This is a genomic window from Proteiniclasticum sp., from assembly GCF_032054185.1.
GTDB lineage: Bacteria > Bacillota > Clostridia > Clostridiales > Clostridiaceae > Proteiniclasticum.
Genome location: NZ_DAMBTF010000016.1, coordinates 25,614 through 40,500 on the forward strand (window position 1 = coordinate 25,614; position 14,887 = coordinate 40,500).

16 protein-coding genes are annotated in these 14,887 nt (G+C 39.0%); 2 read left to right on the forward strand and 14 right to left on the reverse strand.

The window, feature by feature from the left end; translation table 11 throughout:
- Window positions 1-42: 42 nt before the first annotated feature.
- The 10 genes from RTX25_RS09885 to RTX25_RS09930 all read right to left on the reverse strand — a co-directional run bounded on the left by RTX25_RS09885 (window position 43) and on the right by RTX25_RS09930 (window position 8,451).
- Window positions 43-1,377, reverse strand: a complete 1,335-nt coding sequence (locus tag RTX25_RS09885) for a replicative DNA helicase (RefSeq protein WP_312653204.1) — start codon at window positions 1,375-1,377, stop codon at window positions 43-45.
- Between the two features lie 13 nt (window positions 1,378-1,390).
- A complete protein-coding gene (gene lonC, locus RTX25_RS09890) occupies window positions 1,391-3,271 on the reverse strand; it encodes a Lon family ATP-dependent protease (protein WP_397428541.1) in 1,881 nt (626 codons plus the stop codon).
- Between the two features lie 12 nt (window positions 3,272-3,283).
- A complete protein-coding gene (gene rplI / locus RTX25_RS09895; protein ID WP_312653205.1) occupies window positions 3,284-3,727 on the reverse strand; it encodes a 50S ribosomal protein L9 in 444 nt (147 codons plus the stop codon).
- A complete protein-coding gene (locus RTX25_RS09900) occupies window positions 3,724-5,691 on the reverse strand; it encodes a DHH family phosphoesterase (protein ID WP_312653207.1) in 1,968 nt (655 codons plus the stop codon). Before RTX25_RS09900 ends, rplI begins: the two co-directional genes overlap by 4 nt.
- 23 nt (window positions 5,692-5,714) lie before the next feature.
- Complete coding sequence (locus tag RTX25_RS09905) at window positions 5,715-6,722, reverse strand: DUF2232 domain-containing protein (RefSeq protein ID WP_312653209.1); 1,008 nt, start codon at window positions 6,720-6,722, stop codon at window positions 5,715-5,717.
- 179 nt (window positions 6,723-6,901) lie between these two features.
- On the reverse strand, window positions 6,902-7,165 hold the full coding sequence (gene rpsR, locus RTX25_RS09910; RefSeq protein ID WP_312653211.1) for a 30S ribosomal protein S18: 264 nt from the start codon (window positions 7,163-7,165) through the stop codon (window positions 6,902-6,904).
- 23 nt (window positions 7,166-7,188) lie between these two features.
- Window positions 7,189-7,614, reverse strand: coding sequence for a single-stranded DNA-binding protein (locus RTX25_RS09915; protein ID WP_312653213.1), 426 nt, complete (start codon window positions 7,612-7,614; stop codon window positions 7,189-7,191).
- A gap of 13 nt (window positions 7,615-7,627) precedes the next feature.
- A complete protein-coding gene (gene rpsF / locus RTX25_RS09920; protein WP_312653215.1) occupies window positions 7,628-7,915 on the reverse strand; it encodes a 30S ribosomal protein S6 in 288 nt (95 codons plus the stop codon).
- Between the two features lie 93 nt (window positions 7,916-8,008).
- Entirely contained in the window at window positions 8,009-8,197 is a 189-nt protein-coding gene (locus RTX25_RS09925; RefSeq protein WP_312653217.1) for a DUF951 domain-containing protein, read from the reverse strand.
- Window positions 8,194-8,451, reverse strand: coding sequence for a DUF3343 domain-containing protein (locus RTX25_RS09930; protein WP_312653219.1), 258 nt, complete (start codon window positions 8,449-8,451; stop codon window positions 8,194-8,196). Before RTX25_RS09930 ends, RTX25_RS09925 begins: the two co-directional genes overlap by 4 nt.
- A gap of 180 nt (window positions 8,452-8,631) precedes the next feature.
- Between RTX25_RS09930 and RTX25_RS09935 the strand changes: the two genes are divergently transcribed.
- Both RTX25_RS09935 and ytvI read left to right on the forward strand, forming a co-directional pair.
- Window positions 8,632-9,795 (forward strand): aminotransferase class V-fold PLP-dependent enzyme, encoded by a 1,164-nt coding sequence (locus tag RTX25_RS09935; RefSeq protein ID WP_312653221.1) that lies wholly within the window; start codon window positions 8,632-8,634, stop codon window positions 9,793-9,795.
- Entirely contained in the window at window positions 9,782-10,903 is a 1,122-nt protein-coding gene (ytvI, locus tag RTX25_RS09940) for a sporulation integral membrane protein YtvI (protein WP_312653223.1), read from the forward strand. The genes RTX25_RS09935 and ytvI overlap by 14 nt, the downstream gene beginning before the upstream one ends.
- 53 nt (window positions 10,904-10,956) lie before the next feature.
- Here ytvI and RTX25_RS09945 read toward each other — a convergent pair whose 3' ends face one another.
- The 4 genes from RTX25_RS09945 to rsmG form a co-directional block, all read right to left on the reverse strand.
- Entirely contained in the window at window positions 10,957-11,469 is a 513-nt protein-coding gene (locus RTX25_RS09945; RefSeq protein ID WP_312653225.1) for a DUF4446 family protein, read from the reverse strand.
- A gap of 2 nt (window positions 11,470-11,471) precedes the next feature.
- The gene (locus RTX25_RS09950; RefSeq protein WP_312653227.1) at window positions 11,472-12,314 is read right to left on the reverse strand and encodes a ParB/RepB/Spo0J family partition protein; all 843 of its coding nucleotides are present in this window, start codon (window positions 12,312-12,314) and stop codon (window positions 11,472-11,474) included.
- Window positions 12,307-13,089 (reverse strand): ParA family protein, encoded by a 783-nt coding sequence (locus RTX25_RS09955; RefSeq protein WP_312653229.1) that lies wholly within the window; start codon window positions 13,087-13,089, stop codon window positions 12,307-12,309. The genes RTX25_RS09950 and RTX25_RS09955 overlap by 8 nt, the downstream gene beginning before the upstream one ends.
- 1,075 nt (window positions 13,090-14,164) lie before the next feature.
- Window positions 14,165-14,887 (reverse strand): 16S rRNA (guanine(527)-N(7))-methyltransferase RsmG, encoded by a 723-nt coding sequence (gene rsmG / locus RTX25_RS09960; RefSeq protein WP_312653231.1) that lies wholly within the window; start codon window positions 14,885-14,887, stop codon window positions 14,165-14,167.

Sequence of the window (14,887 nt, forward strand, 5' to 3'; positions counted from 1 at the left end):
AAGGTCTGATATCATCAGACCTTAGGAAAATCTTATTTATGATCAATAATCCTGATGAACCATATCCAGTCGTGCAAACTTAGAGAACTGTCCAAGCCATGCCATCTTGATGGTCCCCACAGGACCGTTTCTCTGTTTGGCTATAATACATTCTGCAATATTCTTATCTTCTGTATCCTGATTGTAGTACTCATCACGATACAGGAACATAACAAGGTCGGCATCCTGTTCTATGGAGCCTGATTCTCTTAAATCGGAAAGCATGGGCCTATGGTCGGCTCTCTGTTCAGGCGCTCTTGAGAGCTGAGACAGTGCAATTACAGGACAGGACATTTCCTTAGCCAGTGCTTTGATGGAACGCGAGATTTCGGATACTTCCTGCTGTCTGCTCTCTCCTTTTCCGCTCATAAGCTGAAGGTAGTCGATCATGATGAGATCAATGCCGTGTTCAAGTTTCAGTCTTCTGCACTTGGATCTCATCTCAGTGACAGAAATACCTGCGGTGTCGTCGATATAGATCTTTGCCTGAGAAAGCGGTCCGGATGCTCTTGCAATATTCTCCCAGTCCTTGTCGTCCAGATCACCGTTTCTCAGCTTTGTCAGCTCAACATTCGCTTCAGAACATAAGAACTTATAAGCAAGCTGATCCATAGACATTTCAAGAGAAAATATGGCAACAGATTTGCCTTCTCTAAGTGCTGCATACTCTGCAAGGTTCAACGCGAAAGTCGTCTTACCCATTGAAGGTCTCGCAGCAATAAGCACCATATCGCCTTTCTGAAATCCGGACGTCATACGGTCCAGTTCAGGAAAGGGTGTTGATACACCAGTTGTTGTACCCTTGTTGTTGAAGATTCTTTCGATTTCGACAAAACCTCTTTCAAGGATAGTGCTTATGGGTTCAAAGCCGCCGGTGTTTCTTTTTTCGGCAATGTTGAAGATTCTTTTCTCCGCATCTTCTACGACGACATCCACTTCATCCTGCTTGGTATAGCTGTCGTCCATGATTTCAGTGGAGGCTCTGATGAGCCTTCTCAGCATGGCTTTATCTGAAACAATTTTATTGTAGGAGGAGAGATTCAAAGTTGTCGGAACAGAGGACGCAAGTTCTGTCAGATATGAGATTCCGCCCACATAGTCCAGCTTATCGATGGATTTGAGATGGTCGGCAAGAGTGACGAGATCTATAGGCACATCCCGTGTAAACAGGTCTAAAATAGCCTGGAAGATGATCCTGTGTCCATCTCTGTGGAAATCATCCGCATGGAGCTGTTCCAGCACAGTGGCAATAGCGTTCTTATCCAGTATCATGGAACCAATGACAGACTGCTCTGCTTCTTGGTTATTGGGCATTATTCTCAGCGGTCTATTCTCCATGAATCAGCTCTCCTTACTTCAGTAATATTTCTAACAGATCTTCAATGTTCTTAACAGGCGTAACCTTGATGTCTTCCAGCCCTGAAGGGATATCGTGTCTGTTGTCATAAGGCATGACAACATGCTTTATTCCTTTTCTTCTTGCTCCGTAAACCTTCTCGAATATTCCGCCTACAGGTTTGATTTTTCCTCTAATGGAAATTTCACCTGTCACGGCAGTATCCTGTCTGATCGGCTTATTGAGCAGTGCGGATATGATGCATACCGTGATGGCAGCTCCCGCTGACGGTCCATCTATTTTGGCTCCTCCGATGACATTGACATGCACATCGTAATCACTCATGTTCTTTCCGGTAATCTTTCTGATGACTGAAGCGGCATTGAAGACCGAGTCTTTTGCCATGCTGCCTGCTGTATCATTGAATCTGACTACACCCTTGCCTGTTTCTTTCGCTTCATAGACCATGGTCTCAATTTCCAGAGTGGATCCTACGAATCCTGAAACCGCCAGACCATAAATATGTCCTACTTCCCATTCGTTATCATTGGTATTGATTTCATAGGGTGTGATACGGGAAATGTTGATGACTTCCTCCACATCTTTCAAAAGGACCAGCGCCCTTTCTCCATCTACGATTCTGTCTTCATAGAGGATTGCTCCATAGGCGTCTGCAAGGAGATTTATGGCCTTTCTGCCTTCAATGGTGTAATTGGATATAAGCTCCGCTACACCATCCTCAAGGTCGATCTGAAGCTTTCTGGCCGCATCCACAACGATTCTCTGTATATCCTTTGATGTTAGCGGTTCAAAAAAGACCTCTGTACATCTTGATCTTAATGCGGGGTTGATGTCTCCAGGTTCTCTGGTTGTTGCGCCTATGAGGACAAAGTCTGCAGGGGCACCGTTATTAAAGAGATATTTGACATACTGTGGAGTATTGTCATCATCCGGATCATAATATGCGGATGAGAATTCCACCCTTTTGTCTTCAAGAACCTTGAGGAGCTTATTCTGAAGGATATCATCCAGCTCTCCTATTTCATCTATGAACAGGACGCCTCCATGCGCTTCAGTTACAAGGCCCAGTTTCGGTTCAGGAATACCACCTTCAGCAAGATCTCTTTTGCTTCCCTGATAGATCGGATCATGAACAGAACCCAGCAGGGGATTTGTGATTTCTCTTGGATCCCATCTCAGTGTGGTACCATCCACTTCCACAAACTTTGCACTTTCCTCGTAAGGCGTAGCACTCAGTTTCTTGGCTTCATTTAAGGCGATTCTTGCTGCCGTCGTCTTACCGACACCTGGAGGTCCGTATAGGATAATGTGCTGAGGGTATGGTGAGGAAATCTTGGAGAGCAGAGATTTGATCGCTCTTTCCTGACCGATGATTTCACTGAATTTTTCAGGTCGTAATAACGTCTGCAGATTTTTAGTCAGATGCTTTTCATCAAGAGCCTGAAGTTCTTCAAATTTCTTTCTGGTTTTGGCATTTTCAGGACCCTTTTTTTTACGAAGGACATTCAGTCTCATCTCATCAATGTACTTATCCTGTTTTTCCATAAGTTCTTTTTCTACTTCTTCTTCGACTTTACGCTGGATATAGTTTCTTGCGATGATTTCCGAAATCCATTTATTGGTATCTTCTATCATCTCCACAATACTGTCCTCATCAGGCATGGTAAGCTTCGACAGACCGTCGGACGCGATAAGATTGACCGCATATGCCTTCTGTAAGGTATCTCCATCGATGTGCTTTTTCAGTTTGTATTTGCTGATTCTTGTCTTGACTGCTCCCTTATCCAGAACATTCTCCAGAATATCGAGCTGAACATTGATCTCAGCGAGGATATCATTATCCTCATAAAAAGTTCTATTTAATGAATTACTCAAATTTACGCTCCTTTAGTCTTCCTGAACAGTTACCTTAAGCTTTGTACTGATTTCCGGATAAATCTTGACTTCCACATCATAGCTTCCTACAAGCTTGATGGTGTTCATCAGGACTTTCTTTTTGTCAAACTCAGTGTTGAAAGTCTTGTTGATGAGTTCAGTTACATCTTTATTTGTGATTGCACCAAAAAGCCTGCCGTTTTCACCGACTTTGGTTTTGACGATCAGTTCTTTGTTTCTCATTGTATCTGCAAGTTTCTGAGCAGCTTCAGTTTCTTCAAGCTTTACTCTTCTTTCATTTTCTTTCTTGAGATTAACAATATGAAGGTTTTCATCTGTTGCCACCTGAGCGAGCTTTCTTGGGAACAGGTAATTTCTGGCATATCCATCGGATGCTTCCAGCACATCTCCCTTTTTACCCATATTCTTAACGTCTTTAAGCAGTATTATCTTCATAAACTATTCTCCTCTTTTCTATGTTTATTGATTGCCTCCATAAGCAGCTCCTCAGCAGTGTCCATATCCGTATCTGCAAGCTTTGCACCTGCCATGGTCATATGTCCGCCACCGCCAAGTTCTTCCAGTATCATCTGAACGTTGAGCTCTTTTAGTGACCTTCCATTGATTATTATATCATTATCCTGCGCAGTTAAAACAAAAGCACCGTTAATGTCCTTAAAATTAGCAAGTTCATCTGCAGCCTGTGCTGACAGCAGAACGTCTTCGATTTCATAAACCTTTGCCAATGCAATCTTATCAACAATCTCTGCCTGTCTGATGATTTCGGCTTTCTGATTATAGCTGTCCAGATCAGAGGCGAACATCTCTCTTACTTCTACAGTTCTTGCTCCCTGTCTCTTCAGAAATGATGCCGCTTCAAAGGTTCTTACACCTGTTTTAAAGGTGAAGCTCTTCGTATCCACACGAATACCCGCAAACAGCGCTTCGGCTTCAATGATTTTCATATCCGGTTTCTCAAATGTATATTGTATGAGTTCGGTGACGAGTTCAGAAGTCGAAGAAGCGTAGGTTTCAATATAAGAAAGCACAGCTCCTGTAATCTGTTCCGGAGTTCTTCTATGATGATCTATGATCACTACCTTCTCAAACTTTTCTACAACCGTGTGATCCAGAACATAATTATTCGCATGGACATCCACGATGATCAGTGTATCCTGAGGCTTTATTTTTGTCAGAGCCTTCTGAATACTTATGATGTCTTCTCTGTACTCTTCAATTTCAATGATTTTATTGTAGATGGGCATGATATTCAGGTAGGGTTCTTCATTTATGATCATCGCCTTCTTGCCAAGACCCTTAGCGATGACTTTTATCCCGACAGCTGCACCGAAGCAGTCCATATCAGGGTTTTTATGACCCATAATATAGATCTTATTGCTCTCTTCTATAATGTCTTTCAGCGCATGTGCAACAACTCTTGAACGCACCCTTGATTTTTTCTCGATTTCTTTGGAAGAACCGCCATAGAAGGAAAGATTGTCCGGCGATTTGATGACCACCTGATCACCGCCACGACCAAGAGCCAGTTCCTTTGCAGCTTTAGAGAGATTCTGATTCTCCTCAGGTGATGCTCCTCCTCTGCCCACACCAATGCTTAGGGTAGGCTCGATGGAATTGCCCTGGTCGATATTCTTGATGGCATCAATTACGGGAAATTTCTTTCTCATCTGTTCATTGATATGATACTCCGAAATGACCATCATGAATTTATTGGTCTCATACTTTCTGACCATCGCCTTCATCTCATGTCCGTAGGAATAGATGAAATTCTCGATTTCAGCCAGAAGAAACGGTTTGCGTTCTGTATCTATACTGCTCATAAGATCGCTGTAATTATCGATTTCAATGGACACAACAGTAGAGAGCTTTGTTTCAGCTTCTCTGAGAATAGATACATCATTGAAAATGAGTACCCTCAGTTTTTCATGAAACTCATTTTCTTTATGCTCTACTGGAATGACCATAACATGGTACTCTTTATCTTTTATGTTTACTTCGACAAATCCGCTTTCCGTGAGCATAAGAATTTCTTCTCTATTTTTCTGCGTGATGTCGGCTAGCTGGAAATTGTGATTTTTCACCTGAAACAGTTCAAGTGATTCTTTGTTGTACCATATAATTTCTCCACCTTCTCTCAGGAGAATGATGGGGATGTTTGTCTGCTCCAGAGTCTGAACCGTGGACTTCGACATTTTCGAAATCATATTCACAACAAATTTTTCCCATTTCTTCTTTTTATATGTATTTCGGGAGTTCAGATAGAACAGAATGATAATGAACACAATAAAGAGACCTGAAGCAACAATCCATTCTCCCGTAAGGTACAATGCAATAATTGCAGCGGTAATAATCAGGCTGTATAGAAAATCAATTTTTCTGAACTCGTAGTATTTTTTCATACCTGTTCCTCATTTCAATGAGATTATTGCTTAGTGTTTTTTGTTTTGCTTTTCAGTATGGTATAAAGACCATTTTCGCTCAGTTTTCTGAAATCAAAGGCACTGTCTATTATACCTACTATGGCAATAACAGAAACAAGGCTTGAAGACAGGATGAAAAACAGAATAAGAATTCTGAAAACCGCAGGATACTTCATCTTATGTTCCATGTAATAACTGAGCAGAGATATTCCGCCGACAGTTCCGGATATGGTGAACAGGTTATTCCCCATGAGCATAATGCCTTCACCAATTTCCACCCCAAGATAGACTAGCCCTATTCCGCCCATAGTGAGGAGAAGTGTACCCATCACGACAAACATATTTGTCTTGATTTCGCTTAGTTTAGGAAAAGGCTTTATAATAATTCTCATTCGTTTAAATACCAGATTTGAGATTTTATAAATGAATGTTGCTGCAGCCAAGGAATAAAGAGCGAGCATGGAAGGAATCATGTTTACCATAGTTTTTACATCCATCGCTTTCAGAGCTTCTATTGATGCGTTCCCATTGGACTCCAGTCCCAGACCTTCGGATGTCTTTATCAGTTCATCAGCATAGGCCTTCATCTGATCCACAATTACACCGATATATTCCATGATGCTCAGATTACTGATCAGTTTGATGTCTACCACTACCATAATGATAAACCCAGCGGCAACAGCTACTGTAAGCACGATAAAATTGATCAGCGGGCTGATATTTTTCTCGATCATGAAAACCAGGCCTGCACCCATAGAATAGTTCAGTAAAGTCATTGTGATGCCGTATATCGGATTGATCAGTATCGACGTAAGAATCAGTGTAACGACAAAAGCGATAAGTGCATTCAGTCTTCCACCTTTATGGTAGATCAGAGCCACTATCATCGGGGCAACTGCCAGTGAAATGGTACTGAAGAAAGGCAGTGTTCCAAGCAGCGAAAATATCACCATTAATGCCACGAGTATTGAACTTGTGACCAGTTTTTTTGTGTTATCGAAATTTTTCATTTTACTCTCCATTTATTCAGTCGCACTAGGACTTTTTGAAATTACATTATACTCTAAATTCTATCATATATGCTTACAATAATGAATGTAGTTGTTTAATTACACCCATGACTTTAAGCACATATTTCTCTTTATAAATAGACAAAAAACCGCGATCCCGAGGACCACGGTTTCAATCATTAATCTTGTGTAAATGGAAGTAGCGCTATGTTTCTTGATCTCTTGATTGCATCTGTAAGAGTTCTCTGATGCTTAGCACAGGTTCCTGAAATTCTTCTTGGTAAAATCTTACCTCTTTCAGTAATATACTTTCTAAGCTTGGAAACATCTTTGTAATCTATATGATCAACTTTATCAACACAGAAAGAACAAACTTTTCTCTTCGCTCTTCTTCCTCTAGGATTATTTTTCTTAAAATCCCTTGATGAGTTTTCTCTGCTCATGGTTTTCCCTCCTTACCTTTAGTTTAGAATGGAATATCTCCGTCATCAATCGGGGTCATATCCTCGAATGATGCACCATACCCCTGGTTATCGTTGTTATCTGGGAATCCGCCTTCATTGGACTGGTTTTTGTTACCCCACTCCAGGAATTTGATTTCTTCAGCAACAACTTCAGTAACATATCTTCTGCCACCGTCTTTAGCTTCGTAAGATCTGGTCTGAATTCTTCCAGAAACGCCCATTAATTTACCCTTGCTCATATACTGAGCAGTGGATTCAGCAGATTTGCCCCAGATTACAACTGGTATGAAGTCTGCTTCTCTCTGGTTGTCTTTGGAGAAACGTCTGTCAACAGCCAATGTTATTGTTGTAACTGCAGTACCTGATCCTGGAGTGTATTTCAGTTCCGGATCTTTAGTCAATCTACCAATTAAAACTACTTTATTCATTGCTGCACCATCCTTACTTGTCTAGTTTAACGATGATATGTCTGATTACACCGTCAGTAATTCTGAATATTCTGTCTAACTCTTTAGGTAATTCAGGCTCTGCCTGGAAATTAATCAGTACGTAGATACCTTCATTAACTTTTTCTATTTCGTAAGCAAGTCTTCTCTTACCCCATAGATCAACGTTATCAATGATACCACCTTCTGTTTCAATTACACCTTTGAACTTAGTTACAGCAGCTGTTACTGCCTCCTCGTCAAATGATGGATGTAATATGAAAATAGTTTCATAGTTTCTCATCATGTCACCTCCTCCCCCCGGACTAAGGCCACGATTTTCATGGCGGGGATTACATCAGTAAATTTTATCACTTCTGATTACATTATGCAAATATTATTTTTCGTCAATCACTTTTTTTGCATCTTTTTCAAATTTATTTCTGGGCAGCATGACAATTCTGTTGCAGCCCTTGCATTTAATCTTGATATCTGCGCCTAATCTCGTTACTTCCCATAAATAGCTTCCACACGGATGCTGTTTCTTCATCTGAACAATCGTACCAAGGTCATATTCTTTAATCAATTAACATCATACTCCTTGATTTTGATGATACTCATCTTTGAAAGTTTGTAAAGAGCTTTGTAGTTCATTTCCTTTTCAATAAGCTTACTTACGACATCAAGCTCATCTTTTGTGAATCTCAGGCTGATTCCACAGCTGCCAAGGATCTGTGGTGGAGTTGGATATACTGCATGCTCTATCTTTTTCTGTTTCAGCTCTTCTTCTCCTTTAAGGGCATCAGTGGTATTCTTAAAAACCAGTAAATAAAAATCCATTTTAATCCTCCATCACATATAATTATTAGATTGTATCATATTATACACTAATCCTATTTTACTATTCCAATTAAAGCAATTTTGAATATGATAGAAAAAGCACTTTTTTTTCATATTATACTCACCTTTAGCCCTTGAATGCCTTATAATTATCTATAAGTAGAAATGGGAGATAATAAAATGATTTATTTAGACAATGCATCAACAACATTCATTAAGCCCCAAAGTGTTTACGATGCCATGTATAATACAATGAAAAATGGAATAGGGAATCCGGGAAGAGGAGCAAATGCAGTTTCAATGTCTGCTGGCAGAATAATTGAAGACTGCAGAATAGAACTCCTTAAGCTTTTTGGTGCCCTGAAAGCAGAAAATGTCATCTTGAAGTCATCAGTGACTGAAGCGCTTAATACTCTGATTATCGGCTTATTAAAACCTGGAGATCATATAATTTCGTCAGTGATGGAGCATAATTCCGTACTTCGTCCATTGGAGAAACTCCGCAAGGAAGGGCTAATCACTTATGATCTCCTGCCTTGTGACGCCCAAGGAAGAGTGGCCATCGAAAAGATTCCTGAACTGGAAAAGAAAAACACAAAAGCGGTGATCATGAGTCATGTATCCAATCTTACGGGCACGATCCAGCCAATTGGAGAAATCAGACACCTTCTTAATAACAAGAATATCTTCATTCTCGCAGATGCCGCACAAAGTGCAGGTTATATTAATGTAACTTTAGATGAGATGAATCTGGATGCAATAGCATTCACTGGTCATAAAGGTCTGATGGGCCCCCAAGGGACCGGTGGATTTATCATTAATGATCGAATTAATGAGCAGTTAAGTCCAGTTTTTACAGGTGGAACCGGTTCTGATTCATTGAGTCTCGAACAGCCTTTATTTTTACCCGATAAATTTGAAGCAGGTACGCACAACCTTCCTGGTATAGCGGGACTTTTAGAAGGGGTAAGGTATATAAATAGCATATCAATAGATGTTATATATTCTGAATCCCTTAAAAAAATGAGTCACTTTATCCAGAATCTGGATGGCATACGTTCTGTCAGCATCATGGGGTACCATTCTGCTGAAAACAGAATACCTAATTTTTCTCTTCTTATTACCGGGTCTGATTATTCTGAAGCCGCTTTTATACTAGAGCAGAAATTCGACATCATCACCCGCTCAGGTTATCATTGCGCCCCACTAGCGCATAAATCTCTAGGCACAGGAAACACTGGAAGTCTGAGAGCAAGTTTCGGGTATTTTACCACTGAGAAAGAGATAGACCAATTAATTACCGGACTTAAATATTTAGATGAGGTGAATCATGGAAGATTATAAACAATCATACATCAGAAAATATGATAAAATGCTGATCTATTTCGTAGTCTATACCATTTCCTTTTTTCTCTTTATTAAAACCTTACCCTATACCATACCATTTGTTCTCGCATTTATTGTGGCCGCCATTGTTAGCCCACTGGTAAAGAAACTGATTATCTGGACTAAAAGCAGAGTAAATCAGAACCTCATTATACTGGTGACGCTCCTGACATTCTACGGGACCATAGGCACCCTCATAACAGCTATCACCATACGACTAGTGAATCAGATGATCGAACTGATCGTGAATACTGTTACCTACTTCAACAACAATTACGATGTTATTGTAAAATGGTTTCAGAATCAGTATGACTGGCTCGCTTCAAACATTCAGAGCCTTGATCCGGGAATCGTTGAATCCGGAAGTGAAATGTTGAGTTCAACTTTAAACTCACTTAAAGATGTCGTCATTTCCATCGGAAGAGTAGTTGGAACATTTGCAATCAATACTGTTTCAGGATTACCGAATCTGTTACTCGTCATTATATTTACAGTTGTAGTTTCCTTCTTCTTCACGAAGAAGTTTCTTACAAATCCAGGTTTCCTGTATAATTACCTGCCAACTTCAGACAGACAGGAAGATAGACTTAGAGATATCATCACAGCAGGAAAAAATATGGTTCTGAAATATGGATTGTCCTATCTGCTTATTATTATGATTACGGGTGTCATTTCAACACTAGGCTATTTAATACTTGGTGTCCCTTATGCTCTGATACTAGGTATCATTACAGCATTTCTGGATCTGATGCCGGTACTTGGTGTTTCAGCCGCTTACGTTCCCCTTGCCATATACTTTTTCACTCAGGGAAACATTACAATCCCTATTGGACTTGGTGTCCTGTGGATCATCGTAGCAGTTGGCAGAAATATTTGGGAACCGAAGATACTATCAAGCAGTTTGAATATCAATCCAGTCATAACCATAATGGCGATTTTCATCGGACTTAAGATGGCCGGTGTTCTGGGCATGTTCTTTCTCATATTTATGGTAGTGGGCTTTAAGGTACTTCAGACAGTTGGTGTACTTGATACATTCCATAACGAGTCCGACAGACAACCTTAGATAAAAAAATCGATAGCCATTCATGAATCATCATGAATGGCTATCGATTTTTTTTACTTCTTTTCCAGTCCAAGTGCTTTGTTCATCGCAAATGTTTCTTCATCAGAAAGAGCATACTTAGATGTACCTTTACTGATTGGTTTAGCATATGATGTACTCATATTTCTCCCGAATATACTTGTAATGACAACACCATCATTTTTATTATCCAGCATTGCAACACTGTAGCTCAAATCACTTCCGATGTCCTCAAATGCTTTATATCTGACCACTCCAACTTTCTGGATACAATGATTAATCTGATTACTTAGTAGTTTGAGTTCCTCAATGGCAAGCTTTGTATCGACATAGCTTGTATCAATTTTGCGCTGATAAGACCTGATCATTTCTTCCAGACTACTTTTATCTGCATTTTTCATCAGCAGATTGTATCTCTTTTTCATCCTTTTGTTAGATATGAGAAGAGTGATTGAAAAAATGGTTATTACTATAAATAAAATTACGAGAATAAGAATGATAATAGGTAGATTGTAATTGATGTAATTCGATAAAGAATTGTAGTCCATTTCTACTCCTGTTCTTCCAGTTTAAGATAATCCAGTATTCTATTGAGATCATCCATGCTGTAATATTCGATTTCTATTCTTCCTTTGTTTTTCGCTTTCGGTTTCAATAATACTTTAGTCCCTATGCTTTTTGCAAGTCTTTTTTCAATATCTTTATAATAAGGATCAAGTTTCACTTTTCTTGGTACTGCTTTCACACGATAGTAATTTGCAACAAGCTGTTCTGTTTCTCGGACACTCAGATTTTCATCTACTACCTTCTGAGCAGTCAGGTACTGATCGTCCTTACCCTCAAGACCTAGTATCGCTCTTCCATGACCTTCAGACAAGATTTCTTCAATGAGAAAGTCCTGAACACGATCATCCAGATTAATCAGTCTCATTGTGTTGCTGATACTCGTTCTTGATTTACCAATTTTTCTTGCCAGTTCTTCTTGAGTAAGTTCAAAGTCGTTGATAAGTCTCTTGTATGCATTTGCTTCTTCAATGGGGTTAAGATCCTGTCTCTGTATATTTTCAATAAGAGAAATCTCAAGCACTGCAGATTCTGCAATATCCATCACGATTACAGGTACTTCTTTAAGATTAGCCCTCTTGGCCGCTCTCCATCTCCTCTCACCAGCTATGATGATGTAGTCATCATTATCTTTCTGAACGATGATCGGCTGAATCATTCCATGTTCTTTGATGGATTCTGCAAGCATAGCGATTTTCTCTTCATCAAAGTACTTTCGTGGCTGCTTTTTGTTCGCTTTAATTTTATTGATACTTAAAAGATTTATACTCTCTTCATCTTCGGGAATCAGCTTATCAAGTCCTTTTCCTAATCCGAATTTCTTAACCATTAACTACCTCCTGGGATTGTTTTCTTAAAAACTCATCTGCAAGATCAGAGTATGCTTCAGACCCCTTTGCCTTTGGATCGTAAAGTGCTATTGGAAGCCCAAAACTTGGGGCTTCTGCCAATCGAATGTTTCTAGGAATGGAATTCTCATAGACAAGTTCTCCGAAATAACTTTTAAGTTCTTCAGCAACCTGTATCTGCAGGTTTCGACGAGAGTCAAACATTGTTAGAACAACACCCTCAACCTCTAAGTTCTTGTTTAATCCTTTTTTGACTTTCTGGATAGTTTTTACCAGCTGACTGATACCTTCTAGTGCATAATACTCACATTGCATAGGAATCAGAACAGTATCCGAAGCTGTCAGAGCATTGATCGTCAGAAGTCCCAGAGATGGTGGACAGTCGATTATCACATAATCAAAGTTCTCCTCTAACGCAGCTAATTTAGTTTTTAATATGGATTCTCTATGCTCCATATAACTTAGTTCAAGATCTGCGCCTGCTAAATTCATATTGGAAGGGATTATTTTCAGATTTTCTATATTCTCCACATTGTGAATGACATCCGCGATTGAAATATCGCTTAGAAGCAGTTCATATGTGGTATTCTCAAGTTCTTCCTTTTCAATTCCAAGCCCACTAGAAGTATTTCCCTGCGGATCAATATCTATCACCAGTACTTTGTATCCTCTTAATGCTATAAATGCTGCAAGATTTATATTGGTTGTAGTTTTACCTACACCACCTTTTTGATTGAAGATGCTTACAATTTTCATAAATCGCTCCTCGTTATTCATCAATTCAATAATACGCTTATTTTTGATTATACCCTTTATAAGACTCTTTTCATAGTTATTATGAGATGTTTCACGTGAAACATTCATGACATAGAATAATCTCTATCGGTTTAATATCTATTTTTTTTGATTGATTAAATGCTGAAATGCCTGGTATCTGTTATATTCACCATAATGTTTCACGTGAAACATACATTTTGATCATCATTAATTTAAGCGAGATGCTTACAGATTGGTGATACTTCTAAAAATAAAATTTGCACCAGTTGTATGTAAATTGAGATGCATCTTAACTTTTCACTCAATATAGAACTAATCTAAACAAAGCAACTTAAGTATGGTCCCGATTATGAATTATGATGCAGCAAAATGTTTGCTCTGAATCGTCACCGTTTTTTATTTTGATAAATATATTAAATAATATTTATCATTGATAGATCAAGATTTGACATGGGAAGTAGTCTCATATAGGTGGTATTTCACCCAATCTGGATGAATTCTACTGAATCGTAATATTACAGCTATCCGTTTATCATGATGGGAAGTTTATATAAAGCAAAGTTCTGAGTATTCCCAAGATGTGTCATGCAATTGCAAGAAAAATTGTCTGACACAAAACTATTACGGATCAGGAAATTATCTGGGAGCTCGGCAAAACTACAGAAAATAGAATCTTCTCCGACTCCCCGATCATCACTTACAGTTTCAATGTGGTAATTATTTTTTGTGAGCTCTACCTGTGTAAATGTAAATAGTTAAGAATATTAGAAGCCTTGTACCTCAGACAGGGAAAATTCTGACGTAATACTAAGATTGTATTGATGGTTAAAATTTATCCCGTTGTGACCTTTACCCGCCAATCCATACTGCATTAGAAGTGGTACTGAAGCTGTGTTCATTCCCAATAATAAGTTCACTTTTTGAATATAATAATCCTACAACTTACTACAAAGCACTTAAATGACTTAGTAAACAAAAAATGTTTCACGTGAAACATAGAAGTTAATCCATGATTGTTTCACGTGAAACATTATCAAATTTTGTTGGTATAAGCTCATCTGGAAGTGATCAATGACTTCTTTATTGCTGAAGATGATCGTGGATACATTTGTGGTGTACTTTTAACTTTCTGAATAACAACCAGATTGTGCTTCAGATCTGTTCCCTCAATATGAACCTCGATTATTTCATGAATCTTTCCACCCAGCACCCGTATAGCATACCGGGCATCTTCAATTTCTTCTTCAACAGCAGGACCTTTTAAAGCTATAAAATATCCGCCTACTTTTACATAGGGGAGACAGAGTTCAGTGAGTAGAGTTAGATTTGCAACTGCTCTAGATACTGCCACATCAAAAGTATCGCGTAGTGACTGTATTCTACTTCCATCTTCAGCTCTGCTGTGAATAAATTCTACATCTGAGATTCCAAGTTCCTGTGTTACTGCCTTTAAGAAGTTCAGTCTCTTGTTAAGAGAATCCAGAAGTGTAAGTTTTACATCCTTCTGTATAATCTTTATGGGCAGACCAGGAAATCCTGCTCCTGTACCAACATCTATGACTGTTTTCGCTTTTTTAAGCTCTGAAAATTTGAAAGCCTGTATTGAATCTATGAAGTGCTTGCTGATAATATCCTCATCATCAGTTATTGCTGTAAGATTTATTTTTTCATTCCATTCTTTTAAAAGATCCTTATACTTCATGAACTGTTCGTACTGACTTCTGTCAAAGGAGAGCCCTAAGGCTTCCGTACTCTGATTCATAACATCAAAATACAT

Excerpts from the sequence above, each read along its gene's own strand:
- RTX25_RS09885 (WP_312653204.1), bottom strand. The coding sequence starts at position 1,377 with ATGGAGAATAGACCGCTGAGAATAATGCCCAATAACCAAGAAGCAGAG.
- rplI (WP_312653205.1), bottom strand. The coding sequence starts at position 3,727 with ATGAAGATAATACTGCTTAAAGACGTTAAGAATATGGGTAAAAAGGGA.
- RTX25_RS09900 (WP_312653207.1), bottom strand. The coding sequence starts at position 5,691 with ATGAAAAAATACTACGAGTTCAGAAAAATTGATTTTCTATACAGCCTG.
- RTX25_RS09905 (WP_312653209.1), bottom strand. The coding sequence starts at position 6,722 with ATGAAAAATTTCGATAACACAAAAAAACTGGTCACAAGTTCAATACTC.
- rpsR (WP_312653211.1), bottom strand. The coding sequence starts at position 7,165 with ATGAGCAGAGAAAACTCATCAAGGGATTTTAAGAAAAATAATCCTAGA.
- RTX25_RS09915 (WP_312653213.1), bottom strand. The coding sequence starts at position 7,614 with ATGAATAAAGTAGTTTTAATTGGTAGATTGACTAAAGATCCGGAACTG.
- rpsF (WP_312653215.1), bottom strand. The coding sequence starts at position 7,915 with ATGAGAAACTATGAAACTATTTTCATATTACATCCATCATTTGACGAG.
- RTX25_RS09930 (WP_312653219.1), bottom strand. The coding sequence starts at position 8,451 with ATGGATTTTTATTTACTGGTTTTTAAGAATACCACTGATGCCCTTAAA.
- RTX25_RS09935 (WP_312653221.1), top strand. The coding sequence starts at position 8,632 with ATGATTTATTTAGACAATGCATCAACAACATTCATTAAGCCCCAAAGT.
- ytvI (WP_312653223.1), top strand. The coding sequence starts at position 9,782 with ATGGAAGATTATAAACAATCATACATCAGAAAATATGATAAAATGCTG.
- RTX25_RS09945 (WP_312653225.1), bottom strand. The coding sequence starts at position 11,469 with ATGGACTACAATTCTTTATCGAATTACATCAATTACAATCTACCTATT.
- RTX25_RS09950 (WP_312653227.1), bottom strand. The coding sequence starts at position 12,314 with ATGGTTAAGAAATTCGGATTAGGAAAAGGACTTGATAAGCTGATTCCC.
- RTX25_RS09955 (WP_312653229.1), bottom strand. The coding sequence starts at position 13,089 with ATGAAAATTGTAAGCATCTTCAATCAAAAAGGTGGTGTAGGTAAAACT.
- rsmG (WP_312653231.1), bottom strand. The coding sequence starts at position 14,887 with ATGTATTTTGATGTTATGAATCAGAGTACGGAAGCCTTAGGGCTCTCC.